This window comes from Streptomyces sp. NPDC002754 (genome assembly GCF_053592315.1).
Genome location: NZ_JBSFVM010000001.1, coordinates 468,947 through 492,826, shown reverse-complemented (window position 1 = coordinate 492,826; position 23,880 = coordinate 468,947). Strand labels below are relative to the sequence as shown.

Annotated in this window: 20 protein-coding genes, 1 pseudogene and 1 riboswitch; of the genes and pseudogenes, 7 read left to right on the top strand and 14 right to left on the bottom strand. The window is 69.1% G+C overall.

Annotated features, from left to right (window positions below):
• The first annotated feature begins 107 nt into the window (after positions 1–107).
• The gene (locus ACWD2L_RS02425; RefSeq protein ID WP_451187101.1) at positions 108–959 is read left to right on the top strand and encodes an SDR family NAD(P)-dependent oxidoreductase; all 852 of its coding nucleotides are present in this window, start codon (positions 108–110) and stop codon (positions 957–959) included.
• A 207-nt stretch (positions 960–1,166) separates the two neighbouring features.
• Positions 1,167–1,775 carry a helix-turn-helix domain-containing protein gene (locus ACWD2L_RS02420; RefSeq protein WP_351331272.1) on the top strand — a complete coding sequence of 203 codons (609 nt, stop codon included), beginning with the start codon at positions 1,167–1,169 and terminating at the stop codon, positions 1,773–1,775.
• Between the two features lie 60 nt (positions 1,776–1,835).
• Here ACWD2L_RS02420 and ACWD2L_RS02415 read toward each other — a convergent pair whose 3' ends face one another.
• The 7 genes from ACWD2L_RS02415 to ACWD2L_RS02385 all read right to left on the bottom strand — a co-directional run bounded on the left by ACWD2L_RS02415 (position 1,836) and on the right by ACWD2L_RS02385 (position 11,395).
• Positions 1,836–3,050, bottom strand: coding sequence for an SGNH/GDSL hydrolase family protein (locus tag ACWD2L_RS02415; RefSeq protein ID WP_351331271.1), 1,215 nt, complete (start codon positions 3,048–3,050; stop codon positions 1,836–1,838).
• Between the two features lie 182 nt (positions 3,051–3,232).
• A complete protein-coding gene (locus ACWD2L_RS02410; protein ID WP_351331270.1) occupies positions 3,233–5,623 on the bottom strand; it encodes a glycosyl hydrolase family 95 catalytic domain-containing protein in 2,391 nt (796 codons plus the stop codon).
• 75 nt (positions 5,624–5,698) lie between these two features.
• Positions 5,699–7,030 carry a glycoside hydrolase family 27 protein gene (locus tag ACWD2L_RS02405; RefSeq protein WP_351331269.1) on the bottom strand — a complete coding sequence of 444 codons (1,332 nt, stop codon included), beginning with the start codon at positions 7,028–7,030 and terminating at the stop codon, positions 5,699–5,701.
• A 27-nt stretch (positions 7,031–7,057) separates the two neighbouring features.
• Positions 7,058–7,897, bottom strand: a complete 840-nt coding sequence (locus tag ACWD2L_RS02400) for a carbohydrate ABC transporter permease (protein ID WP_351331268.1) — start codon at positions 7,895–7,897, stop codon at positions 7,058–7,060.
• A gap of 3 nt (positions 7,898–7,900) precedes the next feature.
• Positions 7,901–8,890 carry a carbohydrate ABC transporter permease gene (locus tag ACWD2L_RS02395; protein ID WP_351331267.1) on the bottom strand — a complete coding sequence of 330 codons (990 nt, stop codon included), beginning with the start codon at positions 8,888–8,890 and terminating at the stop codon, positions 7,901–7,903.
• Between the two features lie 5 nt (positions 8,891–8,895).
• Positions 8,896–10,164 (bottom strand): ABC transporter substrate-binding protein, encoded by a 1,269-nt coding sequence (locus ACWD2L_RS02390; protein ID WP_351331266.1) that lies wholly within the window; start codon positions 10,162–10,164, stop codon positions 8,896–8,898.
• Between the two features lie 73 nt (positions 10,165–10,237).
• Positions 10,238–11,395, bottom strand: coding sequence for an ROK family protein (locus ACWD2L_RS02385; protein WP_351331265.1), 1,158 nt, complete (start codon positions 11,393–11,395; stop codon positions 10,238–10,240).
• A gap of 73 nt (positions 11,396–11,468) precedes the next feature.
• Here ACWD2L_RS02385 and ACWD2L_RS02380 point away from each other — a divergent pair, with 73 nt between their 5' ends.
• From ACWD2L_RS02380 to ACWD2L_RS02360, 5 genes and pseudogenes are all read left to right on the top strand, one after another.
• Positions 11,469–13,565 carry an alpha-galactosidase gene (locus tag ACWD2L_RS02380; protein WP_351331264.1) on the top strand — a complete coding sequence of 699 codons (2,097 nt, stop codon included), beginning with the start codon at positions 11,469–11,471 and terminating at the stop codon, positions 13,563–13,565.
• A 210-nt stretch (positions 13,566–13,775) separates the two neighbouring features.
• Positions 13,776–14,234 (top strand): MarR family winged helix-turn-helix transcriptional regulator, encoded by a 459-nt coding sequence (locus ACWD2L_RS02375; protein ID WP_351331263.1) that lies wholly within the window; start codon positions 13,776–13,778, stop codon positions 14,232–14,234.
• 196 nt (positions 14,235–14,430) lie between these two features.
• Entirely contained in the window at positions 14,431–15,393 is a 963-nt protein-coding gene (locus ACWD2L_RS02370) for a quinone oxidoreductase family protein (protein ID WP_351331262.1), read from the top strand.
• A 90-nt stretch (positions 15,394–15,483) separates the two neighbouring features.
• Positions 15,484–16,068 (top strand): annotated as a pseudogene (locus ACWD2L_RS02365) (helix-turn-helix domain-containing protein); the annotation flags it as partial.
• A gap of 1 nt (position 16,069) precedes the next feature.
• The gene (locus ACWD2L_RS02360; RefSeq protein ID WP_451187098.1) at positions 16,070–16,726 is read left to right on the top strand and encodes an MFS transporter; all 657 of its coding nucleotides are present in this window, start codon (positions 16,070–16,072) and stop codon (positions 16,724–16,726) included.
• 80 nt (positions 16,727–16,806) lie between these two features.
• On the opposite strand, the gene ACWD2L_RS02355 is transcribed toward ACWD2L_RS02360, so the two are convergent.
• The 7 genes from ACWD2L_RS02355 to ACWD2L_RS02325 form a co-directional block, all read right to left on the bottom strand.
• Complete coding sequence (locus tag ACWD2L_RS02355; RefSeq protein ID WP_351331261.1) at positions 16,807–17,562, bottom strand: enoyl-CoA hydratase/isomerase family protein; 756 nt, start codon at positions 17,560–17,562, stop codon at positions 16,807–16,809.
• Complete coding sequence (locus ACWD2L_RS02350; RefSeq protein WP_351331260.1) at positions 17,559–18,806, bottom strand: cytochrome P450; 1,248 nt, start codon at positions 18,804–18,806, stop codon at positions 17,559–17,561. Before ACWD2L_RS02350 ends, ACWD2L_RS02355 begins: the two co-directional genes overlap by 4 nt.
• A gap of 89 nt (positions 18,807–18,895) precedes the next feature.
• On the bottom strand, positions 18,896–20,323 hold the full coding sequence (locus ACWD2L_RS02345; protein ID WP_351331259.1) for a cytochrome P450 family protein: 1,428 nt from the start codon (positions 20,321–20,323) through the stop codon (positions 18,896–18,898).
• A gap of 10 nt (positions 20,324–20,333) precedes the next feature.
• The gene (locus ACWD2L_RS02340; RefSeq protein ID WP_351331352.1) at positions 20,334–20,897 is read right to left on the bottom strand and encodes a GTP-binding protein; all 564 of its coding nucleotides are present in this window, start codon (positions 20,895–20,897) and stop codon (positions 20,334–20,336) included.
• A gap of 2 nt (positions 20,898–20,899) precedes the next feature.
• The gene (locus ACWD2L_RS02335; RefSeq protein WP_351331258.1) at positions 20,900–21,283 is read right to left on the bottom strand and encodes a DUF742 domain-containing protein; all 384 of its coding nucleotides are present in this window, start codon (positions 21,281–21,283) and stop codon (positions 20,900–20,902) included.
• Entirely contained in the window at positions 21,276–22,094 is an 819-nt protein-coding gene (locus tag ACWD2L_RS02330) for a roadblock/LC7 domain-containing protein (RefSeq protein ID WP_351331351.1), read from the bottom strand. The genes ACWD2L_RS02335 and ACWD2L_RS02330 overlap by 8 nt, the downstream gene beginning before the upstream one ends.
• Before the next feature lie 17 nt (positions 22,095–22,111).
• Positions 22,112–23,332 (bottom strand): ATP-binding protein, encoded by a 1,221-nt coding sequence (locus ACWD2L_RS02325; RefSeq protein WP_351331257.1) that lies wholly within the window; start codon positions 23,330–23,332, stop codon positions 22,112–22,114.
• A 342-nt stretch (positions 23,333–23,674) separates the two neighbouring features.
• Positions 23,675–23,796: riboswitch (cobalamin riboswitch) on the top strand.
• The last annotated feature ends 84 nt before the right edge of the window (positions 23,797–23,880 follow it).

The window sequence follows — 23,880 nt, the reverse complement described above, 5'->3', positions numbered from 1 at the left end:
CGGGCCAAAGCAGACTCTGGCCGACGGTTCACCGGCTCCTGCCGTATGCGGCGCGATGGCATCCAGGGCCCCGTAGCTCGTGTACGGCATACCGTGAAGAGAGGATCGTGTCTGCTCCGGCCGGGGCAGCGACCGTGATTCGTATGGGTGTTGGGGAGCAACAAGTGGATTTGCAGTTGCGGGGCAAAGTAGCGGTGGTCACGGGCGCGTCCGGCGAGATCGGCAGTGCTGTCGTACGTCAGCTTGCGGCGGAGGGCATGCATGTGGCTCTCGTCGCGCGGAACGCCGAGAGGCTGGACGCGCTCGCCCGGGAACTGACCTCGAGTACCGACGTGATGACCGTCTCGGCGGACACCACTGATCCCGGCTCGGTGCGCGCAATGGCGGACGCCGTGCAGGGCCACTTCGGGCGGTGTGACGTCCTGGTCAACGCGGCCTCAGCGCCCGCCTCGGCGAGTCCCCCGGCGAGTCTCGCCGATCTGTCCGCCGACGACATGCTGCGAGACATCGACTGCAAGGTCCTCGGCGCGTTCCGCTGCATCCAGGCGCTGGTCCCACTCATGGCCTCCGGCGGTGGCGGTCACATCGTCAACATCTCCGGGCTGAACGCGCGCCGGACCGGCTCGCTGTCCGGCTCCGTACGCAACGTCGCGGTCGCAGCGCTGACCAAGAACCTTGCCGACGAATTGGGCCCCGTGGGGATCAATGTGACGGTGGTTCACCCCGGCGTGGTCGATTCCCCCGCGGGACGGGACCGCCTCGGTCGACTGGCCGCAGAGTCCGACCGTCCGGTCGACGAGCTTCTTCGGGATGCCGCCGGGAAGACCAGCCTGGGGCGCCTTTTCCGACCCGAGGACGTCGCAGACGTCGTCACGTTCCTCGCCTCGGGCCGCAGCGGATCGATGTCGGGCGATGCCGTGGCCGTCGGTGGTGGCGAGCGTGGTGTCATCCATTACTAGGACTTCCACGTCAACGCTGTTCTCCGGGCAGCAGAGGGTTCTTCCTGGTGGGGGCACTGGCAGGGTATTCCAGTGGCGAAGGGGGCGTGCCTACCCTGGCGGTATGGACAACCGGGCAGAAATCCGCGCCTCCAGGCCGGGCTGCCCGCTTACGGCTCCCGGCGGGTGGCGGGGCTGCGCAGAAGCGAGGTCGCCATGCTCGCCGGGGTGAGCGTCGAGTACTACACGCGCCTGGAACGAGGCAGCCTCGGCGGAGTATCCGATGCCGTTCTGGACGCACTCGCCACCGCATTGCGTATGGATGGCACCGAGCGCACGCATCTACAGGCACTGATCGACGCCCTGTTCACCGGGCGGTTCACCACGTTCCTGCGGCTCGCGGACGAGGCCGAGCAGCAGCCGGATCCCGGTCGGGCTCTGCTGCACTATCTGCTCGCGGCAGCCCAATGGCGGGCGCGGGACCAGGCGTTGGACATCGTCCTCGCCCACGCAAACCTCGACGCGAAGCCGGTCTCAGGGATCCGGGACGAGCTCGGCCGGCACGTCGACGGCCTGGTGGAGCGGGCACGCGCGGCCGGTGCGGTCCGGGACGACTTCGAGTCCGCGGACGTGTACGCCTTCCTGTACATGATCGGCGCCGTCGCCGACCGCACCCACGCCGTCGCCCCCGACGCCTGGCGCCGGTACACCGAGGTCCTGCTGAGCGGCTTCGGTATGGACCTGCCGGACGCCGCGCGCACATCCGCCATGACCAATGGTCAGGTGCGCCAGTCCTGGCCGGAGCCTACGGACGCGCCGTACGCGCCGTCCTCGTAGCCGGTCCTCGTGGCCCCGGCTCACCCGTCGTGGACCCGGCCCTTCCTTCCCGCCTTCGCGTCAGTGTCGCAGCAGGCCGAGGTCGACGGCATTGGCCATGGCCTTCATGCCCGCGTCGTTCGGGTGGATGTGATCGCCGGAGTCGTAGGAGGGGTTCAGGGCGGCGGAGTCCGCGGGGTCGCGCATCGTCCGGTCGAAGTCGATGACGCCGTCGTACGCGCGACCGGTGCGGATCCAGTGGTTGACGTCACGGCGTATCGCCTCGGCGGCGGGTGTGTAGTAGCCGTTGCCCTTGTCGGGCATCAGGGTCGCGCCCATGACCCGGACGCCTGCTCTGTGAGCCCGGCCGATCAGGGTGCGGTAACCGTCGACCAGGTCCTGGGCAGTGAGCGGTCCGCCGTCGGGGCCCGCGTTGTTGCCGATGTCGTTGATGCCCTCGAAGAGGATCACGTGCGTGACACCCGGCCGGCCGAGGGCGTCGTGGTCGAACCGCTTGAGCGCGCTCACTCCCTGCCACAGGTTGGGTACGTCGGTCAGGACCCGGTTGCCACCAAGGCCGGCGTTCACGACGCTCAGTCTCTGCGGGCCCGGTCCGGCGGCCAGGCGGCGGGCGAGGAAGTCGGGCCAGCGGGTGTAGGTGCCGGTCGAGGAGTGGTAGCCGTCGGTGATGGAGTCGCCGAAGGCGACGACGGTGCCCCGCGCCGTCGGGGACAGGACGTCGAGACCCGCCAGGTAGTACCAGGACGTCGAAGTGGCCCTGTACACGGAGGAGTTGTCGTCGCCGGTGTGGTCGCCGGGTGCGACGTAGGTCGTGTCGAAGGCGTCCGAGTGCCAGGTCGACATACCGGTTGCCGTGGACACGTACAGGCTGACGAGCAGGTTCTGTTCGGCCTCGATCGTGATCGGGACGGTGTCGCTGGCCGCCTCCTCGCCGGCCGGGATCGTGACACGGCCCGACCCACCGAAGGTGATGCGCCGGATGGTTCCGGGCTTCGCCTCGCCGCCGGTCGCCTGGACTGCCACCGTCACCGCGGCTGCGTCGAGCGGCTCGGGGCTGTAGCGGTTCGAGAGGGTGATGCGGGCGTCCGAGCCCGCGACGCTGCTGTGCACGACCATCCGGATGGTCTGGTCTGCGAAGGCGGGGCCTCCGGTCGTCATGCTGGGTGACCAGGCACCGACCCGGTTGCGTCGCGTGTCCTGGTGCGAGGCCGTGGTCGCGTACGCGGAGGTCATCGGGACGGCCGTCGCGGCGAGGGCGACCGGCGCCCCGATCATGGTCCGCAGGAATCCGCGGCGGGTGCGCCAATGTGCCGTGGGAAGTGGTGGGTCGGACGGCATCGGAGCTGTCTCCGTTCTCGTCGAGGTTCGACTCATCTCGTGGTTCGGCGGACACACACCGCCCTGGCACGGACACGCCGCGACGCGGGGCGCCCGGCAGGCGCCCCGCGTCCGCACACTCAGGCCACGAGGTCCTTCAGCACCCTCGACTCACCCGGCTTCAGCGTGACGGTCGTGCTCCGGCCGCCCGCGGTGACCGTGGCCTTGCGGCCTCCCACGCTGTGCAGGGTCGCCCTGCGTACGCGGCCGTGCTCCCAGGCCACGTCGACCGTGAACCCGCCGCGCGCGCCCGCTCCGCGCAGTGAGCCGGACGCGGCCCAGGCGTCAGGCAGGGCCGGGAGCAGTTCGATGTGGCCGGGCCGGGAGTAGACGATCGTTTCCAGCATGGCCGTGGGCGTACCGAGGTTGGCGTCGATCTGGAAGATGGCGCGGGTGTCGGAGACGCGGTACATGTCGAAGAAGTTCATGGCCGTGCCGGTGTCACCGCCAGCCCACGGTTTCAGGTTCGTCAGGAGCAGTTGGTAGGCCTTCTCGGCGTCCTTGAGCCGCGCCCAGCACGCCGCCCGCCAGGCGCAGGCCCACCCGTAGCTCTCCATGCCACGGGCGGTGAGAAGTGCTGTCGCGCCCTTCAGGATCTCGGGATCACCCGCGTCGGGGCGGATGCGGTCACCGGGGAACAGGTTGATGAGCGGGGAGAGATGGCGGTGGGTCGTCTCGCCGAGGTTGTCCTCGCTCATCCACTCCTCCAGCCGGCCGGACGTCGGGCTGACCTTCGGCAGGTAGAGGCGTTCGCGCAGGGCGGTGACGGTGGCGGCGTGGTCGGTGTCGCGGCCGAGGGTGCGGCATGCCTCCGCGTAGTGACCGAAGAGGGACCACAGGAGTTCCTGGGTGTACGTGATGCCTCGCGCGTCCTGCGGGCCGTGCTCGGGTGACCAGTCGTGGTCGTCGATCAGGACCTCACGGCCGTCCACCTCCGTGGTGATCAGACGCGCCTCCCAGAACGCGCAGGCGCCCTTCAGCAGCGGCATAATCCGCTGCAGGTACTTCGTGTCCTGCGTGAACTCGTAGTGTTCGTAGAGGGATTCGCACAGCCAGGCGTTGCCCGCCGGGTGCCACCACCATCCCAGGCCGCCGTACGGGTTCGTGGAGAAGGCGACGGTCCAGCCGGCGACCTTGCCCGACGTGTTGCGGTAGCGGTTGCGGGAGTCCTGGAACTGTTCCTGGGTGACCTTGTTCCAGGCGGGCAGTTGCGCGAGGCAGTAGTCGGCGAACGCGGGGAAGGCTTCACCCAGACCGGCCCGGTCGGCCAGCCAGTAGTTCATCTGGAGGTTGATGTCGGAGTGGTAATCGCCCATCCAGTCGGGGGTGTTGCCCTCCAGCCACAGTCCTTGCAGGCCCATGGGGAGCCCGTCGCGCGATCCGCAGATGGTCAGGTAGCGGCCGAAATGCAGGTAGCTCGCCTCGAGTTCGGGGTCGGGAGCGGATCCGTCCGCGGCGCGGGCCTTCAGGCGCGACCAGGTGTCGAGCCTGCGCTGACGCCCGGTGGAGGCGCCGAGGTCGAGGCTCAGCCGGTCGTAGCGGGGCCGGTAGTCCGCGACATGCGTGTCACGGAGCAGCGCACCCGAACTCGCTGCCGCCGCAAGGGCATTGGACTCTGCGAGGCGCAGCGGGTCGAGGCCCGGGTCGCGGTACCCGGCGGCATGGTCGGGGGCGTAGTCGGTGCCGCCGCTGATCACGATCACGACCTCGGTGCAGTCGGTGAACGTGACGCGCGCGCCCTTCGCCGCGATGGTGCCGTCGCCCCTGGCGGTGACCGCGGCCGCGTAGCGCAGGCCGTTGGCGAAGGAGGCGGAGAAGGAGGCGAGACGACGGGCGGCGTCCGCGGTGGTCGTCTCACCGTGTGTACCGGACAGGACGAGGCTGCCGGTGAGGGTGCCGCCGCCGCTCTGGCTGAGCCTGATGACGAGGGCGTCGTCGGGGGCGCTGATGAACATCTCCCGCAGATAGCGCACCTTGCCCTTCGTGTACGAGGTGGTCACCAGGCCGTTGCTGAGGTCGAGGGTGCGCCGGTAGCCACTCACGTCGGCGCGGCCGTGTCCCGGCACGGTCAGCACGGGCCGCGCAAGCAGGGTGAGACTGCCGAAGTCGTCGCGTCCATAGGGGAATTGGCCGTCCCCGTCGAGGGTGGCGTTGGCCCCGCCGGTCCACATCGAGGCGTCGGTGACGTGGAACAGTTCGCTGTCGGGGTCGCCGCCGACGAGGGCGCCGAGGCGGCCGTTGCCCAGCGGCAGGCCCTGCTCGATGAGGAGGTCGCCGTCGGCGGGCTCGGGGTACCAGAGGGTGGTCGCCTCGTCGGCGGGGAGGAGCGGGGAGATGGTGGGGCGGTTCGGCGCGGCGTGGGCGGTGAAGGCGGGCAGGGTGCTCACCGCGAAGGCGGCGCCGAGTCCGGCCCCGAGCCCGAGAAGCGCGCGGCGGGACGGTCCGTTGCTCATGTGCGGGTCCTTGCTCATGTGCGGGTCCTTCCGTGGGCCGGCGAAGCCCGCTCACAGGAGGGGCTGCGCCGGGAGCGTCCGAGGGGTCGGGGTCTACGACAGCTTGATCAGCCGCGAGCCGTGGGCCGGCACGGAGGATGCGGTCCAAATCCCCTTGAAGGAACCGAGGTTCTCGCGCGCGACGACGTCACGCAGCCGCTGCGGGCCGCGGCGGCCGAGATCCTTGAAGTCGACGTTGATGTCGGTGGCCGAGGACCCGAGGTTGTAGACCGCGAGGTACGTGTCGTGACCCACGCGCTTCGTCCACACCTGCGTGTCACCGGAGCGGAGCTGCTTCGGCAGGACGGCGGCCTGGTCGACGGCGATGACCTCGGGGTTGGTCAGGATGGCCTTGGCCTTGTCGTCGAGGAAGTAGATGTCACCACCGACGTACAGCGGGGACGACGCCATCGACCAGAACGTCATGACGCTCTGCCGCTCGGTGTCGTTGATGCCGTCCTGGAGTCCGCTGCCGGAGTTGTTGTTGATCGGCATGGAGTCGAGGTCACCGAAGTAGGTGGGGGCGGACAGCTTGGGCAGCCACTTGGGCAGGTCGGTCCAGCGGTCGTCCACGGAGCTGGTCCAGGTGCTGGTGGTGTCGCAGTAGCACTCGATGTCGGTGTCGACGCGGACGCCGTTCGCGTGCGGCCGCAGACCGTCGCCGGCCTCCAGGTCGACCGGCCAGGCGCTGGCGCTCAGCCACATCTTGCGGCCGCTGTGGTCGATGGCGGTGGACCAGGCCTTGATGTCCTCGACGTTGTCCTTCGTCACGCCGTCGATCTTGATGAAGTCGACGTTCCAGGAGGCGTAGCGGGCGACGATGGAGTCGATGTAGTCCTGGGCGCAGGGGTTGCTGTAGTTGATCTTCCAGGCGCCCTCCCACTTGTTGGTCGGGGTCAGCGGCTGCACGGCGATGTCCTGGGCATGACAGTCCGTACCGAGGATCGGCGCGTTCTTGTCGTACACCTCCTTCTCCAGACCGGCGGCGCCGTACAGCCCCAGCTTGAGGCCCTTGCTGTGCACGTAGTCGGAGAGCGACGGCATACCGCTGGGGAAGCGGTCCTTGTCGGCGTTCGGGATGCCGTGGGCGTCGGTGTGGAAGTTCCAGTCGTAGTCGAAGTTCCAGCCGGCGTCGATGTTCAGGTTCTTGTAGCCCGCCGGGGCCAGCTTGCTGCTGAGCGCGTCGGCGGCGTTCTTGATGTTGCCCTCGTTCAGCCAGCGCGTGCCGTAGTCGCTGTGCGAGGAGGACTCGACGCTCCAGCTGCTCCAGCCCATGAACGGCTTGACGTACGGGGTCTTGGCCTGGGCGGTGCCGGTGGACAGGGTGAGGGCCAGGGGCAGGGTGCAGGCAGCGATGAGAGCCGCGCGTCGGATCGATCTGGTCACGGGAAGTACCTCCGGGTGGAAGGGAGTTCAGGACTTGAGACCGGACATCGCGATGCCCTGGACGATGTGGCGCTGGGCGACCAGGAACATGATCACGAGAGGGAGGATCGCCACGGCCGTACCCGCGAACAGCTCGGGCAGGTTGACGGTCTGGGAGGTGAGGAAGCTGGACAGGGCGATCTGTACGGTCCAGCTGTCCGGGTGCTGGCCGATCATCAGCGGCCAGAGGAAGGAGTTCCACGCCTCGATGAAGGACAGCGCCCCGAGTGAGGCGATCATCGTGACCGAGTTGGGCAGGATGATGCGCCCGTACACGCCGAGGTAGCTGAGGCCGTCGATGCGGCCCGCCTCCTCGATCTCCGCGGGGAACGACAGGTAGAAGCTGCGGAAGAGCACGACCGCGAACGCGTTGAACAGGCCCGGCGCGATCAGGCCCCACATCGTGTTGACGCCACCCATGGAGCCGACGACGACGAACGTGGGCAGGAAGGTCACCGCCTGCGGGATCATCAACGTACCGACGATCAGTGCCAGGACGATCCCGCGGCCCGGCACGCTGATCCGGGCCAGCGCGTACCCCGCCATCGAGGCGAGCAGCGTCGACACCGGCGCCGAAATCACCGCGATCACGAGGGAGTTGACGAGGGAACGGCCGAAGGGTCGCTCCGGGTTGTCGAAAAGGGACGTGAAGTTGTCCCAGTTCAGCGCGGACGGCAGCCAGTGCCAGTCGGTGGCGGTGACCTCCGGCGTCGTCATGAAGGCGTTGCGCAGCAGGACGTAGAACGGAATCAGGAAGACCACGGCCAGCAGGCACAGGGCGAGATAGGTGACGGCGGAGCCGAGGACGCCGCCTCGCATACGGTTCATCGATCAGTCCTTGTCGCGGGCGAACCCGAGGATCCGGCCCTGGAGGAGCGTGACCAGCACGATCAGCAGGGTGAGCAGGAAGGCCCCGGCGGAGCCGACGCCGTAGTCCTGGTCCTGGAGGGCGACTCCGTACAGGTGCATCAGCGGCGTGCGTACCGGCTCGCTGCCGAGCGAGGCACCGGTGGAGAAGATCGCGTAGAACTCGTCGAAGGCCTGGAGCGCGGCGATGAGCATCAGCAGCAGGATCGCGACCGATGTGTTGCGCAGCATGGGGAAGGTGACGCTCCGGAACGTGCGCCACGCGCCGGCGCCGTCGAGAGACGCGGCTTCGTACAGGTGCGGCGGGATGGACTGGAGCCCGGCGATGAAGAGGATCATGTAGAGGCCGACCTGGAGCCACAGGCGCAGCGTGACAAGGACGATCCAGTACAGGGGCGGGCTCTGCGTCTGGATCCAGGCGGTCGGGTCGTCACCGAAGAGCGCGCCGAGTGTGTTCGCGAGGCCGGACGGCACCCCGCTGAACAGGGCCATCTTCCAGATCATCGCGGCGGCTACGTAGCTGACCGCGGCCGGGAGCAGGAAGGCGGTACGGAAGAAGGCCCGGCCGCGCCGTACCCGGTTGACGAGGACGGCGAGGCCCAGGGATCCCGCGAAGGTGATCGGCACGATCATCGCCGTGAACAGCACGATCATGGTGAGTGAGTCGCGGAACCGTTCGTCGCTCAGTAGCTGTTGGTAGTTCTCCAGGCCGACCCAGTTCCCGAGGGAGATGGTGCGGCGGGCCTCGCTGAAGCTGAGCAGGAAGCTCCAGCCGATGGCGACGTAGCGGAACAGCGCGAGGCCGAGCAGCATCGGCGCGGTGAGGACGACGAAGGCGAGGGCCTTCGAGCGTCGCTCGGTCAGCAGCCGCCGACGGCGCGGCGCCGTGACGGGCGCCTGCCGGGCGGCACTCTTGCGACTCCCTCGCAAGGGTGTGGTGTCGGTGGCCGTCATGCCGGTCAGCCCATCTGCTTGTCGAGGTCGGACTGCGCCTTGGACTGGGCCTTCTTGAGGGTCTTCTCCGGCGGCGAGCCCTTGGCGATGTCCGCGGCGGCGGCGATGAACTCGGCCTGCATTGCCTGCGTCCACTCGGCCGGGAAGGAAATGCCGCATTTGGCGCCGATGGTGACCGCATCTTTGGCCGGTCCCTTGCTCAACTCCGGTGTCTTGGCCGCCACTTCACTCTGCGGCGGTACGTGGAAGCCGTACTTGACGGCCCAGTCGATCTGAATCTCGGCCTGCTTGATCCACAGCCACCTGAGGTACTTCTTGGCCTCCGCAACGTGCTCGCTCTTGGCGTTGACGGCCTGTGTCCAGCCACCGAGCCGGGCGACGGGCTTGCCCGAGGAGTCGTACGCGGGCCAGGGTGCGACCCCGAAGTCGTCACCGAGCGCCTTCTCGACAGTGGGCAGCGCCCACAGGCCGCACCACTGCATGGCGGCGGCGCCCTGGTTGAACGCCCCCGCGTCGTACCAGTCGGTGGTGAAGCCGAGCAGCACCGACTTGTCGGAGTGCAGGTCGCGCAGGCCGCCGATGGACGTGGCGGCGTCGGCGTAGACGACCTTCTTCCCATCGATGAGGTCCTTGCCCTGGGACCAGGCCAACAGGTACGGGCTGTCGCCGATGCCGTCGTTGCCTATGAAGAGGCCCTTGACGTCGCCGACGGTCAACTTCTTCGCGGCGTCGACGAGTTCGGCGAAGGTGGTGGGCACGTCGACGCCCGCCTTCTTCAACATCGACTTGCGGAAGAAGAGCACCATGATGTCGTCGATGGTCTTCATGCCGTAGATCTTGCCGTCGACGGTGAGGTAGTCGAGGTCCGCCTTGACGAAGCCGCTCTTGGCGGCGCCATAGACATCGTCGAGGGGTTCGAGCTGTCCCTTGCGGGCCATCTCGGCACGGAAGTCGCCGAGTTCGAAGACGTCCGGCGCGTCGGCGCCGAGCAGCGCGGCGTTCAGCTTGGTCTCGTACTGGGAGGTGTCGGCGCCCCAGACGACATTGATCGCGATGTCCGGGTTGGCCTTGGTGAACTCCTCGGCGTACCGCTTCACCGCCGCCTGGGTGCCCTCCTCCCCGTACTGGTGGTACCACTGCGTGAGCGTGACCTTGGCGCCCTTGGCGGACGCGGTCTCCTGCGGGTTACTGGAGCACGCGACGGCGGCGCCGGCGACGAACAGCAGGGACGTGCCGAGGAATCCCCGGCGGGACAGGGCGGAACTGGCAGTCATGACAAGGTCCTTCCGGGGACGCACAGGTGCGAGAAGTCGGGCAGTTGCGCGGGTTCAGGCGGGGCGGTCGGGATCAGGCGGTGAAGAGTGACTGGATGCTGACGGCGGCCGCCCCGCGCGCCCATTCCTCCCAGGGCAGCGGGCGCACCACGAGCGGGCAGCGGGCGGCGGCGCCGAAGGCCTGCGTGGTGAAGGCGGCGCGGATCTGCTCCTCGAAGAGGTCGTACGCGGCCACGCCCTCGCCGGACACGACGACCCGCTCGGGCCCGACCAGGTTGACCACGGCGGCCAGGCCGAGCCCGATGGCCTTGCCCGCCTCGTCGAACACGGCGCGCACGGCGGCGTCCCCACCGTGCGCGCGGTCGATCGCCCCGGCCATGTCGAGGTCCGGATCGTCCGCCGCGCGCCGGGCGCGGGCGACGATGGCCGCCTCGGAGGCGATGGCCTCGACGCAGCCGCGGGCGCCGCAGTGGCACTCCGGGCCGTCCCCGGCGGCGACCGGAATGTGGCCGATCTCGCCGGCCACGCCGTAACCCCCGGCCACCAGACGGCCGTTGACGACGAGCGCACAACCGATGCCGACGCCGACCGTGGCGAGCGCGAACGAGTCGGCGCCGACGCCTTCACCGAACCACTGCTCGGCGACGGTGAGCGCCTTGACGTCGTTCTCGACGGTGACCGCCAACCCCGTTGCGGAGCCGACCAGTTCGACCAGCGGGACGTCGTGCCAGCCGAGGAACGGCGAGTAGCGCACGACGCCGCCCGCCCTGTCCACGTCGCCCGAGACGGAGACTCCAATGTGGTGGGTCCGCTCGGCATGCGCGGGGGTCAGCTCCGCGACGAGCGCGGCGATGTCCCGGACGACCCCCTCGACGGACCGGTCGGTCACCGCGATCCGGTGGGCGGCACCGACGACCTGTGCCCTCAAGTCGGTGACCACACCGATGAGTTCGTCGGCCGTGACCTTGACCCCCACGAAGAACTCCCGGTCGGCACGGACGGCGAGGGGGTGTGCGGGGCGTCCCGCCCCCTCGGCGGTCCGGTGCCCAAGCGTGAGTTCCTCCAGGTAACCGGCTTCGATCATCGGCTTGACCGCTTTGGTGACGGCGGCGGAGGAAAGTCCGGTGAGGCGGGCGATCTCGGGGCGGACGACCGGGCCACGCGTGAGCACTGTCGTGAACACCGTGTTGGCCGCCGGAGACGCGAGCAGCTTCGCTCGGTTCAGCAACATGGGGGAAACGTAGGGGTATTAATTTCCTTCGTCAATATTTAAATCCAGGGAGTTTCGACCTAGGCTCCAGCTCATGTCTCAGGTGTCCTTCGACGAGCCCAGTCGCACGTTCCTGCTCACGACCCCCGCCTCCGCTTATGCGCTGCGCCTCGACGCGGACGACAGCCCACGGCATGTCCACTGGGGCGCGCCCCTCACCCTCGACCAGGCCGCCGCACTGCCTACGCATGACGGATTGACCAGCAGTTTCGCGTCAACAGGTGGGGAGGAAATGGGCGTTGAGGGCGGCGCCCGGTTCGGGGTGCCGTCACTGCTCGTTCGGCACGCGGATGGAGCACGCGGCGTCGAGTGGACGCACGAGGGCCACGAGATCGACGGCGGCCGACTCCGGGTACGGCTGCGCGACCGCCACTACCCACTCGGCTGCACGCTGCAGTACTCGGTTCGGCCGGACGGTGACGTCATCGAACGCTCACTGGTGTTGCGCCACTTGGGATCCGTCGAGCAGGGCGACGAGCCCATCGAGATCCTGCGCTGCGACGCCGCGAGCTGGTCCGTGCCGGCCACATCAGGCGTCCGGCTGAGCCACACGGTCGGCGAGTGGACGGGCGAGACGCAGCTGCGGCGCACCGAAGCCCCGTACGCCGAGACGGTGTTCACGAGTCGGCGCGGTGTGTCCGGGCACTTCGGCAATCCGTGGCTGATGGTCGACGCGGGCGACGCGGACGAGCGCCACGGTGAAGTGTGGAGCATGGCCCTTGCCTGGTCGGGAAGTTGGCGGATCACGGCGCAGCGCGACCACACCGGCGGCCCGTTCACGGTGACCGGCGGAGCGGGGCACGAGGGTCTCACCTGGCGTCTCCAGCCCGGCGAGAGCCACGAAACCCCGGTTTTCGCGGGCCAGTTCAGCCGTGGCGGGTTCGGCGGGACAAGCCGCGGCTGGCACCGGTACATCGCCGCACACGTACTGTCGCGCCCCGACGAACCGCGCCCCGTGGTCTACAACAGCTGGGAGGCGACCGGCTGGGACGTCACCTTGGAGGGCCAGAGCGCACTCGCGGCGCGCGCCGCCGACCTCGGCGTCGAACTGTTCGTGGTGGACGACGGCTGGTTCGGGCAGCGCACCAGCGACCGGGCCGGACTCGGCGACTGGCACCCGAACCCCCAGCAATTCCCGGACGGACTGGGCCCGTTGGCCGACGAGGTGCGCCGGCTCGGGATGCGCTTCGGCCTGTGGGTCGAGCCGGAGATGACCAATCCGGACAGCGACCTGTACCGCGCACACCCCGACTGGGTGCTGCACATGCCGCACCGCCGCCGCACCGAACTCCGCAACCAACTCGTTCTGAACTTCGCCCGCACCGATGTGACGGAGTGGGCCTTCAAGTGGCTGGACCGCCTGGTCGCCACGTACGAGATCGACTTCCTCAAGTGGGACATGAACCGGGCGTTCACCGAGGCCGGTTGGCCCGGCAACCCCGATGCCGAGCGACTGTGGACCGACCACACGCGGGGCGTCTACTCGGTGCTCGACCGGCTGCGCCGTGCACGCCCCGAGCTGCGGATCGAGGGCTGCGCGGGCGGCGGCGGCCGCGCGGACCTCGGCATGCTGGCCCGCACCGATCAGATCTGGATCTCCGACAACACGGACGCCGACGACCGCATTGGCATCCAGCAGGGCTACAGCCAGATCTACCCGGCCCGCACCATGTCCGCCTGGGTCACCGACAGCCCCAACCCGCACACCGGCCGCAGCACCCCGCTCCCCTACCGCTTCCACGTGGCGATGACCGGAGCGCTGGGCATCGGCGGCGACCTCTCCCGCTGGACCGACACGGAACTCGCCGAGGCCCGCGAGCTGGTGGCGCTCTACAAGGAGATCCGCCCGGTGGTGCAGTTCGGCGAGCAGTACCGCCTCGACGACGCCGTTCAATACCAGACGGACGACCGCATCGTAGTCATCGCCTGGGGCCGAGGCCGCAATCTGCGCCTGTCCGGGATCTCCCCCTCGACGATCTACGTCGACGACGCGACCGGCGCCGAACACGATACGGCGACCCTGCTCACGCACGGCCTGCCACTGCGACCCGCGCCGGAGGAACGTCCGAGCGCCGTCGTGCGGCTGAGCCGACGGGGCAGCTCACCGAAGGCGGTCGGATCCGTAGGCTGACCGACGACAGGGCGAGGGTCCCGGCTAAGTGTTCCACCCATAGAGGTTGGTGACTGTGCCTGGCTGACGGGCACCCCGACGAAACGGCGATGTCGCTCGGACCGCAGTACGAGCAGGGCGGATGCATTAGCCCACCGGCTTCGCGGCGAGAGCGATGCCGGTCTCGCCGCGAGGTAGTTTGCGTCACGCACTAATCGATACAATGGCTGCATGACCAGCAAGCAAGCGGCGGCACACTCGATCGACGTCCTTCCCGCGAACGCCATAGTTGACGCCCTCGTTCAGCTGTCCTTCCGCGTGCACCAGGCCCTCGGAAAGATCGGCGCGGAGCAGGATCTGTCCGTGGTGCAGATCCGGATGTTGGGTGTGCTGCGCGACCGCGAGCCGAGCATGCTCGCCCTGGCTGGCCACCTCGGGCTGGACAAGTCGTCCACCACCGGGCTCGTCTCCCGCGCGGAGAGGCGCGACCTTGTCCAACGAACCCGGGACCCTCGCGATGGGCGGTCCGTCACCGTCAGCCTCACCGACCACGGCCGCACCCTCGTCAATACCTGCGCGCGCGACGTTGAGCGGGAGATCAACGGGCTCGTCGCCCCGCTGCCCGACCGTGCCCGCCAGCAGCTCGTGAGTCACATCTCCGAGATCCTCGCGCCCCGCGGCGACAGCTGACCCAGCCGCAAGCGATGGCGTCAGATAACCGCACGTAGGCGCGTTCGACTACCACGCAGCCCGCCAGGATCAGACAAAACACCCATTTGACTTAGTGCGTGCCGCGAACTATTTTCGATATTAGTTTGTGGCACGTACTAAATGGCGTGCCGAATCAGCTGCCGGACCACACGCCGGCCCCAGACGGGAGACGCACATGCACGCCGCCGTTGTCCGATCCTTCGATGCTCCGCCTCGTTTCGAGGAGTTCCCGACCCCCTGCCCGCAGGGCGAGCACGAGATCCTCGTCGATGTCGTGGCCGCCGGGCTGCACCCGCGTGTGCGATCCGCAGCCGACGGCTCCCACTACACCTCCGACGGCTCGCTGCCCATGGTCCCCGGCATCGATGCTGTGGGCCGCACCAACGACGGGGAGTTGCTGTACTTCGTCGCCTCGGATGACGCCGTGGGCACCATGGCCGAGCAGGCCGTCGTCGACCGGCGGCGCGCCATCGCCCTGCCTGCGGATACCGACCCCCTCGCGGTCGCGGCGGCGATGAACCCTGGAATGTCGTCCTGGGTGGCCCTGCGTAGCCGACTGAACTTCCAGCCCGGCGCCAGCGTGCTCGTCCTGGGCGCCACCGGAAACGCCGGACGCCTCGCCGTGCAGATCGCCAAACTCCTGGGCGCCGAACGCGTCGTGGGGGCGGGCCGCTCGCCTCAGCGCCTGCACCTTCTCAAGGACCTCGGCGCCGACGCGGTGGTCCCCCTCAACGGCAGTGACGAGGAGATCGCGACCACGCTCGGTCGTGAAGCCGGAGACGTCGACGTCGTCATCGACTACCTGTGGGGCCGACCCACCGAACAGGCCATCCCGGCGATCCTCAAAGCCCGCACCGACCGATCAAAGGCACTGCGCTGGGTCCAGATCGGCTCCATGGCCGGACAGGAGATCAGCCTCCCCTCTGCCTTCCTCCGTGCAGGCAACCTCAATCTTCTCGGCAGCGGCCAGGGGGCTGTCGGGACCCACGCCATCCTGGCCGAACTGCCCTCGCTCGCACAGAAGATCAGCACCGGCGCACTGACCGGCGAATCGGTGGCCATGCCACTGCGGCAGGTACATGAAGCCTGGGACATGCACATCTCACCCAGCCAGCGCATCGTCCTGACCAACAGCTGAGGCGCAGACGGCGCCCACCTCGCGGCCGGGTGCACGAGACATCGCTCGTGCACCCGGCCGTCGTCATCTTCCGAGCCTGAAAGACCCCACATGGTCCACCGCAACGCCCCCCTGACCGAAACCGGCCGCCTAGGCCTGGCGCAGTGCGTGGTCGACGATCAGTGGCCGCTCCGTCGCGCAGCCGAACGATTCCAAGTCTCACCCACCACCGCGAAGCGGTGGGCCAACCGCTACCGCGAGCAGGGGTCCGCCGGGATGACGGATCGCTCCAGCCGCCCGTATCTGAGCCCGCGTCGCACGCCGACCCGGGCCGAGAGACGCATCATCAAGATCCGAGTACTGCGCCGCTGGGGCCCAGCCCGCATTGCCTACCTGCTCGGGCTCAATCCTTCCACTGTGCACCGCGTACTCGGCCGCTACGGCGTCGCCAGACTGTCACATCTGGACCGAGCCACCGGCCACGTAATACGACGCTACGAGCACGCCGCACCGGGCGACTTGGTGCATGTCGACATCAAGAAGCTCGGCAACATACCCAACGGTGGCGGCCATCAGGTGCTGGTCCGTCAGGCTGGCCGCAAGAACCGGCTCGGCGGGGGCTACAGCTACTTCCACAACGCTGTAGACGATCACTCCCGCCTGGCCTACAGCGAGATCACGCAACGTCGTAGGCGCGATGGGTATCCAAGCCCTCATGGTGGCAGGGGTGGCAGGGATGTTCAGCTTCCAATTCCTGGCCGTGCTCTACCTGCAGAAGGTGCTCGGCTACGACGAGGTGCACACCGGCCTCGGCATCTTCCCGGTCTCGGTCGCGATCGGCTCCCTGTCGCTCGGCCTCTCGCCCAGGCTCATTTCCCGCTTCGGCCCCCGTGCCGTAATCCTGGCAGGACTCTCGCTGATCACGGCAGGCCTCGCTGTCCTCGGTCGCGTACCGGCACACGGGAGCTACGTCGTGGACGTACTGCCCGCACTGCTGCCGCTCGGCATCGGCTTCGGCCTCGCGATGCCCTCGCTGGCCACGCTCGCGATGTCGGCGGCGACGCCCGAGGAGTCGGGGATCGCCTCGGGCATGTTCAACACCATGCAGCAGATCGGCAGCGCCTTCGGCCTCGCGGCCCTCAGCACCCTCGCCGCCACGCACACCCATGCCCTGCTGGGCGACGGAGCCAACACCGTCTCAGCCCTCGCGGACGGCTACCAGTTCGCCTTCCGCACCGGCTCGTGCATCGTCGCCACCGCTCTCCTCCTCGCCGCCACCCTGCTGCGCTCCACCACCCCGACACAACATCCGGCAGCCGAAGAGAAGCCGGTCACCGAGAACGCGACTCCCTGACCAGACGGCGACGCCACCCCAGACCGCGACGGCGACGAGATCCTGCGGGCGCCGTACGCGGCTGCGGGTTCCTTCCTGAGCTACAGGTGCGCGGTGAGGAGGTTGGCATCGAGCAGTCCCAGGTCGGCGGTGCGGTCGGCGCGGGCGTAGCCGGTCAGCATGCGTTTGGCGGCGATCATTGATTCGTGGGAGCGGCGGCCGAGGAGGCGCGTCCAGGCGGTGACCGTACGGTCGAGGTCCTCTTCGGGGGCGGTTTCGTGCAGGAGGTCGATCCGATGTGCCGTGGCGGCGTCGAACTCCCGGCTGGTGAGCATGAGTTCGCGGATGCGTGCCACGCCGACCTCGGTGATGAGCCGGCCGGTGGCGCCGCCCCATGCGGGTGGCAGGCCGAGGCCGACCTCGGGCATGCGGTAGCGGCTGGTGTCGGCGCCGACGCGGAGGTCGCAGTAGGAGATGAGGGCGAGGCCCGCGCCGGTGACCCGGCCGTGGAGGCGGGCGATGGTGATGGCGTCGGTCGTCTCCAGGGCCTGGCACAGCCGGTAGGCCTTGTCGACGATGCGGCGCAGGGCGCCGCCGGTCGGGTCGGCGACGCGCGCTGCGGTGAACTCGCCGCGGTCGGCTCCCAGACAGAAGTCGGCTGCCAGGGAGGACAGGACCAGGACCTTCACGTCGGTGCGCTCGGTGAGGCTGTCGAGCAGTTTCAGGAGGTCGTCGATGGCGGCGACGTCGAGGACTGCGTCAGGGCGGCCGGCGTGGAGGCGGGCGTACAGCACCGGCCCGTCCTGGTCGACGTGGAGGGTCTTGTAGCCGTCGGAGGGGTGCAGTTGGTCGGTCATGCGAGGGCGAGGTCCAGTTTCAGGAGGCGGCGGAAGGCCACGCGGGGCGCCCAGGCGGGCGGGCGTACCAGGGCCAGGCGGGGTATGCGGCGGGTCAGGTGGGTGAGGAGGATCTGTGCCTCCATGCGTGCCAGCGGGGCCCCGAGGCAGTAGTGGCTGCCGCCGCTGAAGGCCAGGTGGCCGGGCGTGCGCCGGGGATTGAAAGTGTCGGGGTCCACGTGGCGAGCCGGATCGTGATGTGCGGCGCCGATCATGAGATGGGCCATCTCGCCTTCGCGGATGTCGCGGCCCGCCAGGGTGATGTCGTGGGCGGCGATGCGGCTGATCACATGAGTGGGCGGGTCGTAGCGCATGCTCTCCTCGACGACTCCGGGGACGAGTTCGGGGTCGGCGGCAGCGGCGGCCCAGTGGTGGGGGTGCTCCACGAGGCGCAGCACCGCTTGTGACAGGAGCGTCGCGGTGGTCTCCAGGGCGGCCAGCAGGACGAAGCGGGCCAGGTGGTAGACCTGGTGGTCCGCCTGGTCGCGGTCGGCTTCGAGGGCGTCCCAAGTGTGGATCCACTGGGAGACGGGGTCGTCCCCCGGGCGGGCGCGTCGGGCTCGTACGAGGTCGGTGAAGTACTCCCGGAGCTCGACGGTGGCGGCGTCGGAGAGGGCCAGCTGGCTCGCGCTCGGCAGAAGCTCCTGGGTGAACACCTGGTCGTGGGTGAGCTCGCGCAGGCGGGGCCAGTCGGCACTCGGCAGGCCGAGCCAGTGCCCGACGGTGGCGATCGGCAGTTCCTCGCCGACGAGGGCGGTGAAGTCGGCTTCGCCGTGGCTGAGTTGCTCGTGCAGGACGTCGAGGAGGCGGTCGGTGGCGGCGGTGACGGCCGGGCGGAGCCCTTCGACGGAGTTGCGGTCGAAGCCGTGGGCCGCCCGGCGTATTCGGGTGTGCTCGGCGCCGTTGAGGGTGGGCAGGGTGTGGCTCATCTCCCGTGAGGACGCTGCCGTCCAGCGGGTGCCCGCTCCTTGCCGCTCGCGCCATTGGCGGTCGGGTTCGTGCCAGCCCTTGTCGCGCAACACCTGGTCGCATTCGGCGAATCCGGTGACCAGATGGCCGCCCCAGGGAGCGGGGCTGACCGGTCCTGGCGCGGCGAGTTCGGCGTAGAAGGGAAGAGGGTCTGCCTGCCCTTGCGTGGTACGCAGGCGCGAGAAGACCTTGACGGTGGAGCGGCGAAGTTCCTGCGGCAGTAAGGCGATTCCCACTGTGCTCCTTCCCGAGCATCAGTCGCCATGGATACCCACAAGATCATTTGACTATCCAATAACACCGCAGGAAACTCCAGTTGCCTGCGTCACTCGCCCTTGGTCCATGCCAGGAAGCGGCTGAACAGCCCTCCCTTGCGGGATTTGCTCTCCATGCCGGGCCCTTCGACGGTTCCGGATCGGACGGAGCCGATCGGTCCGGCGGCGTGCGGCTGGAGGTCGGGCGTCGGCTGGGAAACCACCGGGGCGGCGGACTCGTACGGTGCCGAGGCCATCGGAACGGTGCGCCGCGTGAAGCGGACCGGCAGCTCACTCAGTGCACGGCTCCACGGCGAGGGCACCCAGGCAAGCGAAGTGAAGGCCTCGTCCAGCTCCATGTCGGGCAGCCGGTTGAGCAGGCACTCGACCGCTGTCACCGCGATCATGAAGGCCGGGTCCTTGGCCGGGCACGCGTGGGGCCCCGCCCCGAACGCCAGGTGCGCCTTCGAGTTGAGCTGCGCACGGTGTTCGGTCAGCCGCGGGTCCGTGTTGGCCGCGGCGAAGGAAATGAGGACCGGATCACCGGCCCGCAGGGCCCGCTCCCCGAGTTCGATGTCCATAGCGGGGTAATGGCCGGCGTAGTTGGCGATCGGCGCGTAGTTCCACAGGGCCTGGGAGACGGCGTCCTCGACCGGGAGCCCGGTGGGCCACTCCTCTCCGAGGTAGAGGGCGCTGCTGGTGCCAATGGCTGCGGCGAGCGGTGCGGTGCCGCCGGAGAGCAGCGTGACGAGTTGGTGGAGCACCGCCTCGTCGGCTGCGGCCTGATCGTGCGTGAGGAGCGCGTGCTGCCGGATCAGCTCAGTGGTGAGATCGTCGCCCGGCCGGCGGTGCTTGAGCTCGATCAGCTCGGCAAGCGCCTGCCCGAGGATCGCGTCGGCGCCGACGGTGCCTTCAAAGATGCCGCTGATCCCGGTGATGACCCGGTCGCCGATGTCGGGCGGGCAGCCGAAGAGATGGGAGAAGACGAGCAGGGGCAGCGGGTTGGCGTATTCGGCCATGAGTTCCGCGTGGCCGAATCGGTCCGAGCTGAAGCCACTGATCAGGTAGTCGGCAGACTTCTGGGTCTGGCGGATCAGGGCCCGCTCGTCGACGGCATCGAGAGCGGCGGTCACAGCCTGGCGGAGCTTGGCGTGGTCGGCACCGTCGGAGAACAGTGCGTTGGGCCGGTAGGCCATCATCGGCAGCGCCGGACTGTCGGCCGGCACCCGCCCTTCGGCCAGCGCGTTCCAGCGGCGCGAGTCGCGCGGGAAGGCAGCCGGGTTCTGCAGAATGTGCAGCGCGGCGTCGTAGCTCGTGACGAGTTCGACCTGGACGCCGGGCGCGATGTCGACGGGTGCGCTGGGGCCTTGTGCGCGCAGGTGCGCGTAGTAGGCCTCGGGGTCGGCCGCGAAGTCGGGCCCGTAGAGCTGGATGTTGCCGCTCTGGGCGTGCGCGGGGCAGCCCGGCGGTATCGAACGGGGGTCGGTCGGCTGGGACATGCGGGGGCTCCTAGGCGGCGAGCTGGGTCATGAGGTGCTGCACGAGGGTGATCAGTGCCTCGGCCGACGAGCGTTCATCGCGCACGTCGCACCGCACGATCGGTGTCTGATCGTGGAGGTTCAGTGCCTCGTGCACTTCCGCGAGGGCGTACTCTGCCTGGCCCTCGAAGGAGTTCACGCCGATCGTGTACGTGAGGCCGAAGGACTCCACCAGGTCCAGGACGGCGAAGCTCTCGTCGAGGCGCTCGGGGTCGACGAGGACGAGCGCGCCCAGTGCACCACGCGACAAGTCCTCCCACATCTCCGTGAACCGCTCCTGGCCGGGTGTGCCGAACAGGTAGAGGACCAGCTCGTCCGAGAGGGTGAGGCGGCCGAAGTCCATGGCCACGGTGGTGGTCGTCTTGTTGGGGGTGTTCGTGAGGTCGTCGAGTCCCACGCTGGCCACGGTGATCTGTTCTTCGGTACGCAGCGGTTTGATCTCCGAGAGACTTCCGATGCACGTGGTTTTCCCCACGCCGAAGTGACCTACGACGAGGATCTTCACCGCCTGGGTGACGGATGGCTCGAGGTACACGCTCACGCTCCGAACTTCTTTTGCAGGCCGGTGAGGACGGCACTGACGACGTCCACGTCCACCTGTTGGGCGGCCGGGACCGGCGGGCGCACTTCGAGCAGACCGGCCTCGGCGAGTTGCGCCAGGAGGATGCGGACGACGCCGACCGGGAGTTGGGTGTGTCCGGCGACCTCGGCCACCGACAGGAAGCCGTCGGTGACCAGGTCCATGACCGTGCGGGCTTCGGGGGCCAGGGCGCGCAGGGCTGCCTCGGATCCCCGCGCCGAGGTCACCATCGCGGTGTGCTCGTACTCGTGCTCCGGGGGCAGGGTCCGCCCGCCCGTGATGACGAAGAGCGGCACGAGGTCGGACGTGACCACGAGGCCCTGCTCGCTGGGCTCAGGCATTGCCTGGCACCCTGCCGGCCACGGCAGACGCCGCGATCTTGGGCTCCACCTCGTGCAGCCGGGCCGTCAACGCCTCGATGTTGCAGTCATGGTCGGCCGAGGCCGCCAGGAGTGCGCCGTCCCCCGCCGCGATGAGAAGGATCCACCCGTGCTGGAACTCGATGGCCGTCTGCTGCCACACCACGTTCGCGACGGGCCCCGCGAACTGCGCGGCCGCCCGACTGTTGGCATGGATGCCGGTCATCGCCGCACAGATCCTGTCGGCAAGGTCGCGGGGCAGCCCCGCGGTCGCGCCGCGTGGCAGGCCGTTGCCACCGAGCAGCACCGCGTGGCGGGCACCGTTCACGCCGGCGACCGCCTGGTCGAGCTCACGCAGCACCTCGGCCGTGTCCTCCCCGGGCGCCGGCTCGGGACTGCCGTGCCGGCCGCCTTGCCCGGCCCCTTCGACGCGGGGCGCGGACGTCATGTTGTGTCCCAGTCGGGCCACCAGCCGGTGCATGCGGTAACTGATCTGCTGCATGTCCACGTCGGGCTCGGCCGCCGCCGCGAGATAGGCGCCCTGTCCGGCGCCGATCAGGAAGATCCAGCCGTGCCCGAACTCGATGACGGTCTGCGTCCAGGCCGCATTCGCCGCGGTCCCGACGAACGGGGCTGTGGCACGGCTCAGGGCCTGGATGCCGGACATGGCCGTGGAGATGGTGCGCAGGTCCCCCTCGGCCAGGCCCTCGGTGGAGGCGCGGGGAAGGCCGTCGGCGGACAGCAGGACGGCATGGCGCGCACCGACCACGTTCTTCACGATGTCGTCGAGCATCCACGACAGGTCGGCGCTCACCGGTCATCAGACCCTTCGCCCAGTGGGGCCTCGTCGGCGCGCGCTTCAAGGGTGCCGCGCTGGAACGCGCCCAGCCCCCGGCTGGATGCCCGAGGCAGGGACTGTGTGACGCCGTCCGGGTGGGGCATGTCCGCCGGAGCTGCGGGGGTGTTCGGCGACTGGCGGTTGGCGCGTTTGGGCAGACCGTTCGGGGTGCGCTGGGGTGCCACCTCGGAACGGCTCGGTCCCTGGCGAACGGGCGAGGGCGCGACGTGTGCGGCCGGTGCGGGAGCGGAGGTGGGGGTGGGGGTGGGCGCAGCCTTGGGGGTCGCCTCTTCCATGGTCCACAACTCCTCGGGCAGCAGGACGACGGCCCGCACACCGCCGTAGCGGGACACACCGGAGACGTCCACCTTGAAGCCGTACTGACGGGCGATCAGGCCGATCACCGGGAAGCCGAACTTCGGCTGGGTGCCCAGCTGTTGCAGCTGCGGCGGTTCGTCGCCGGACAGCAGGGTGGTGGCACGCTGGCGGTCCTCGTCGCTCATGCTGACGCCGGCGTCGTCGATGACGATGCACAGGTTGCCCTGCACGCGCTGGAACGTGACCTCGATCGGGGCGTCGTGCTGCGAGAAGCTCGCCGCGTTGTCCAGCAGTTCGGCGACGGCCAGTGCGACCGGCGCGACCGCGGTGGCCTTGAGGGCCAAACCGGGCTGCTGCATGATCGACACGCGCTGGAAGTTGCGGATCTGGCCCTGGGCGCTGCGCGCCACGTCGTACACGCTGGCCGGCCGGTTGCGGCGGCCCAGCGGCGCCCCGCACATCACCGCGATGCCCTGGGCCTTGCGCGCCATCTGAGCGTTGGCGTGGTGCACGTCCAGGAGGTCATTGAGGACTTCGTGGCCGCCGTACTTGCGCTGCACGCTGTCCAGCAGCGCGGTCTGCTCGGCCGCCAGGCTCTGCAGGAAGCTGGCCGCCCCCTTGAGGACCGACTTCGTGCTGTCCTCCGCGGCCGCCCGCGCCTCGGCGATGACGCCGTCCCGCTCCGCGCGGGACCTCTTCAGTTCGGACTGGTGGGCCGCGATCTGCGCGGTGGCCTGGTCCAGTCGTTGTTGCTGTTCCTCTGCGTCCTGACGTCTCTTGTCGGTCAGCGCTCGGGTACGGGCTATGAGTGCAACGCTTGCGACGATGGATATCAGCGCAATCGCACCCAGGCACCACACAAGTGCGTGTGTCATGGACGCCTCTCTTGGCACGGGCAGATAGATCGGCGACCCGTACCCCCGCTCTCCCCCCGCGGCAGTGTCAAGTCGGCGCGCGGGGTGAGTTGATCAAGATCGCCGCGGGGATGCTACCAGGGCCGCTGCGGCTCAACCGCCTTGCCTCATAGCCCCGTTGAAGCGAAACGGACTATTCGCGTCCGCGGCGGCATGGTTTCCGCCACAGCGATGATCGATAATCGGCCATCCCCTGGTCGGACTCCGTTGGTCGGGTACGGATGTGGCCGGGTTCCCGGCTCACACACGTGATGCGCGTCATGCGGGGAACACCCCGGCCGGAGCCTGGCCGCCCTTCCCGGCTTGCTAGGCTGCGCCTGCCTCCCGCGGGGGAAGCCGGTGCGAATCCGGCGCTGACCCGCAACGGTGTGCGTGGCCTGCCTGGCCATGCGAGTCCGATCACCCGCGGCAGGTGCGTGACCCGTCGACCGCTCGCCGTGGACTGCGAGCAGGGACAGCCAGAAACCCTGCGGGTCCTGCTGGCGCCCTGCACCTTCCTCCGGTGGCGC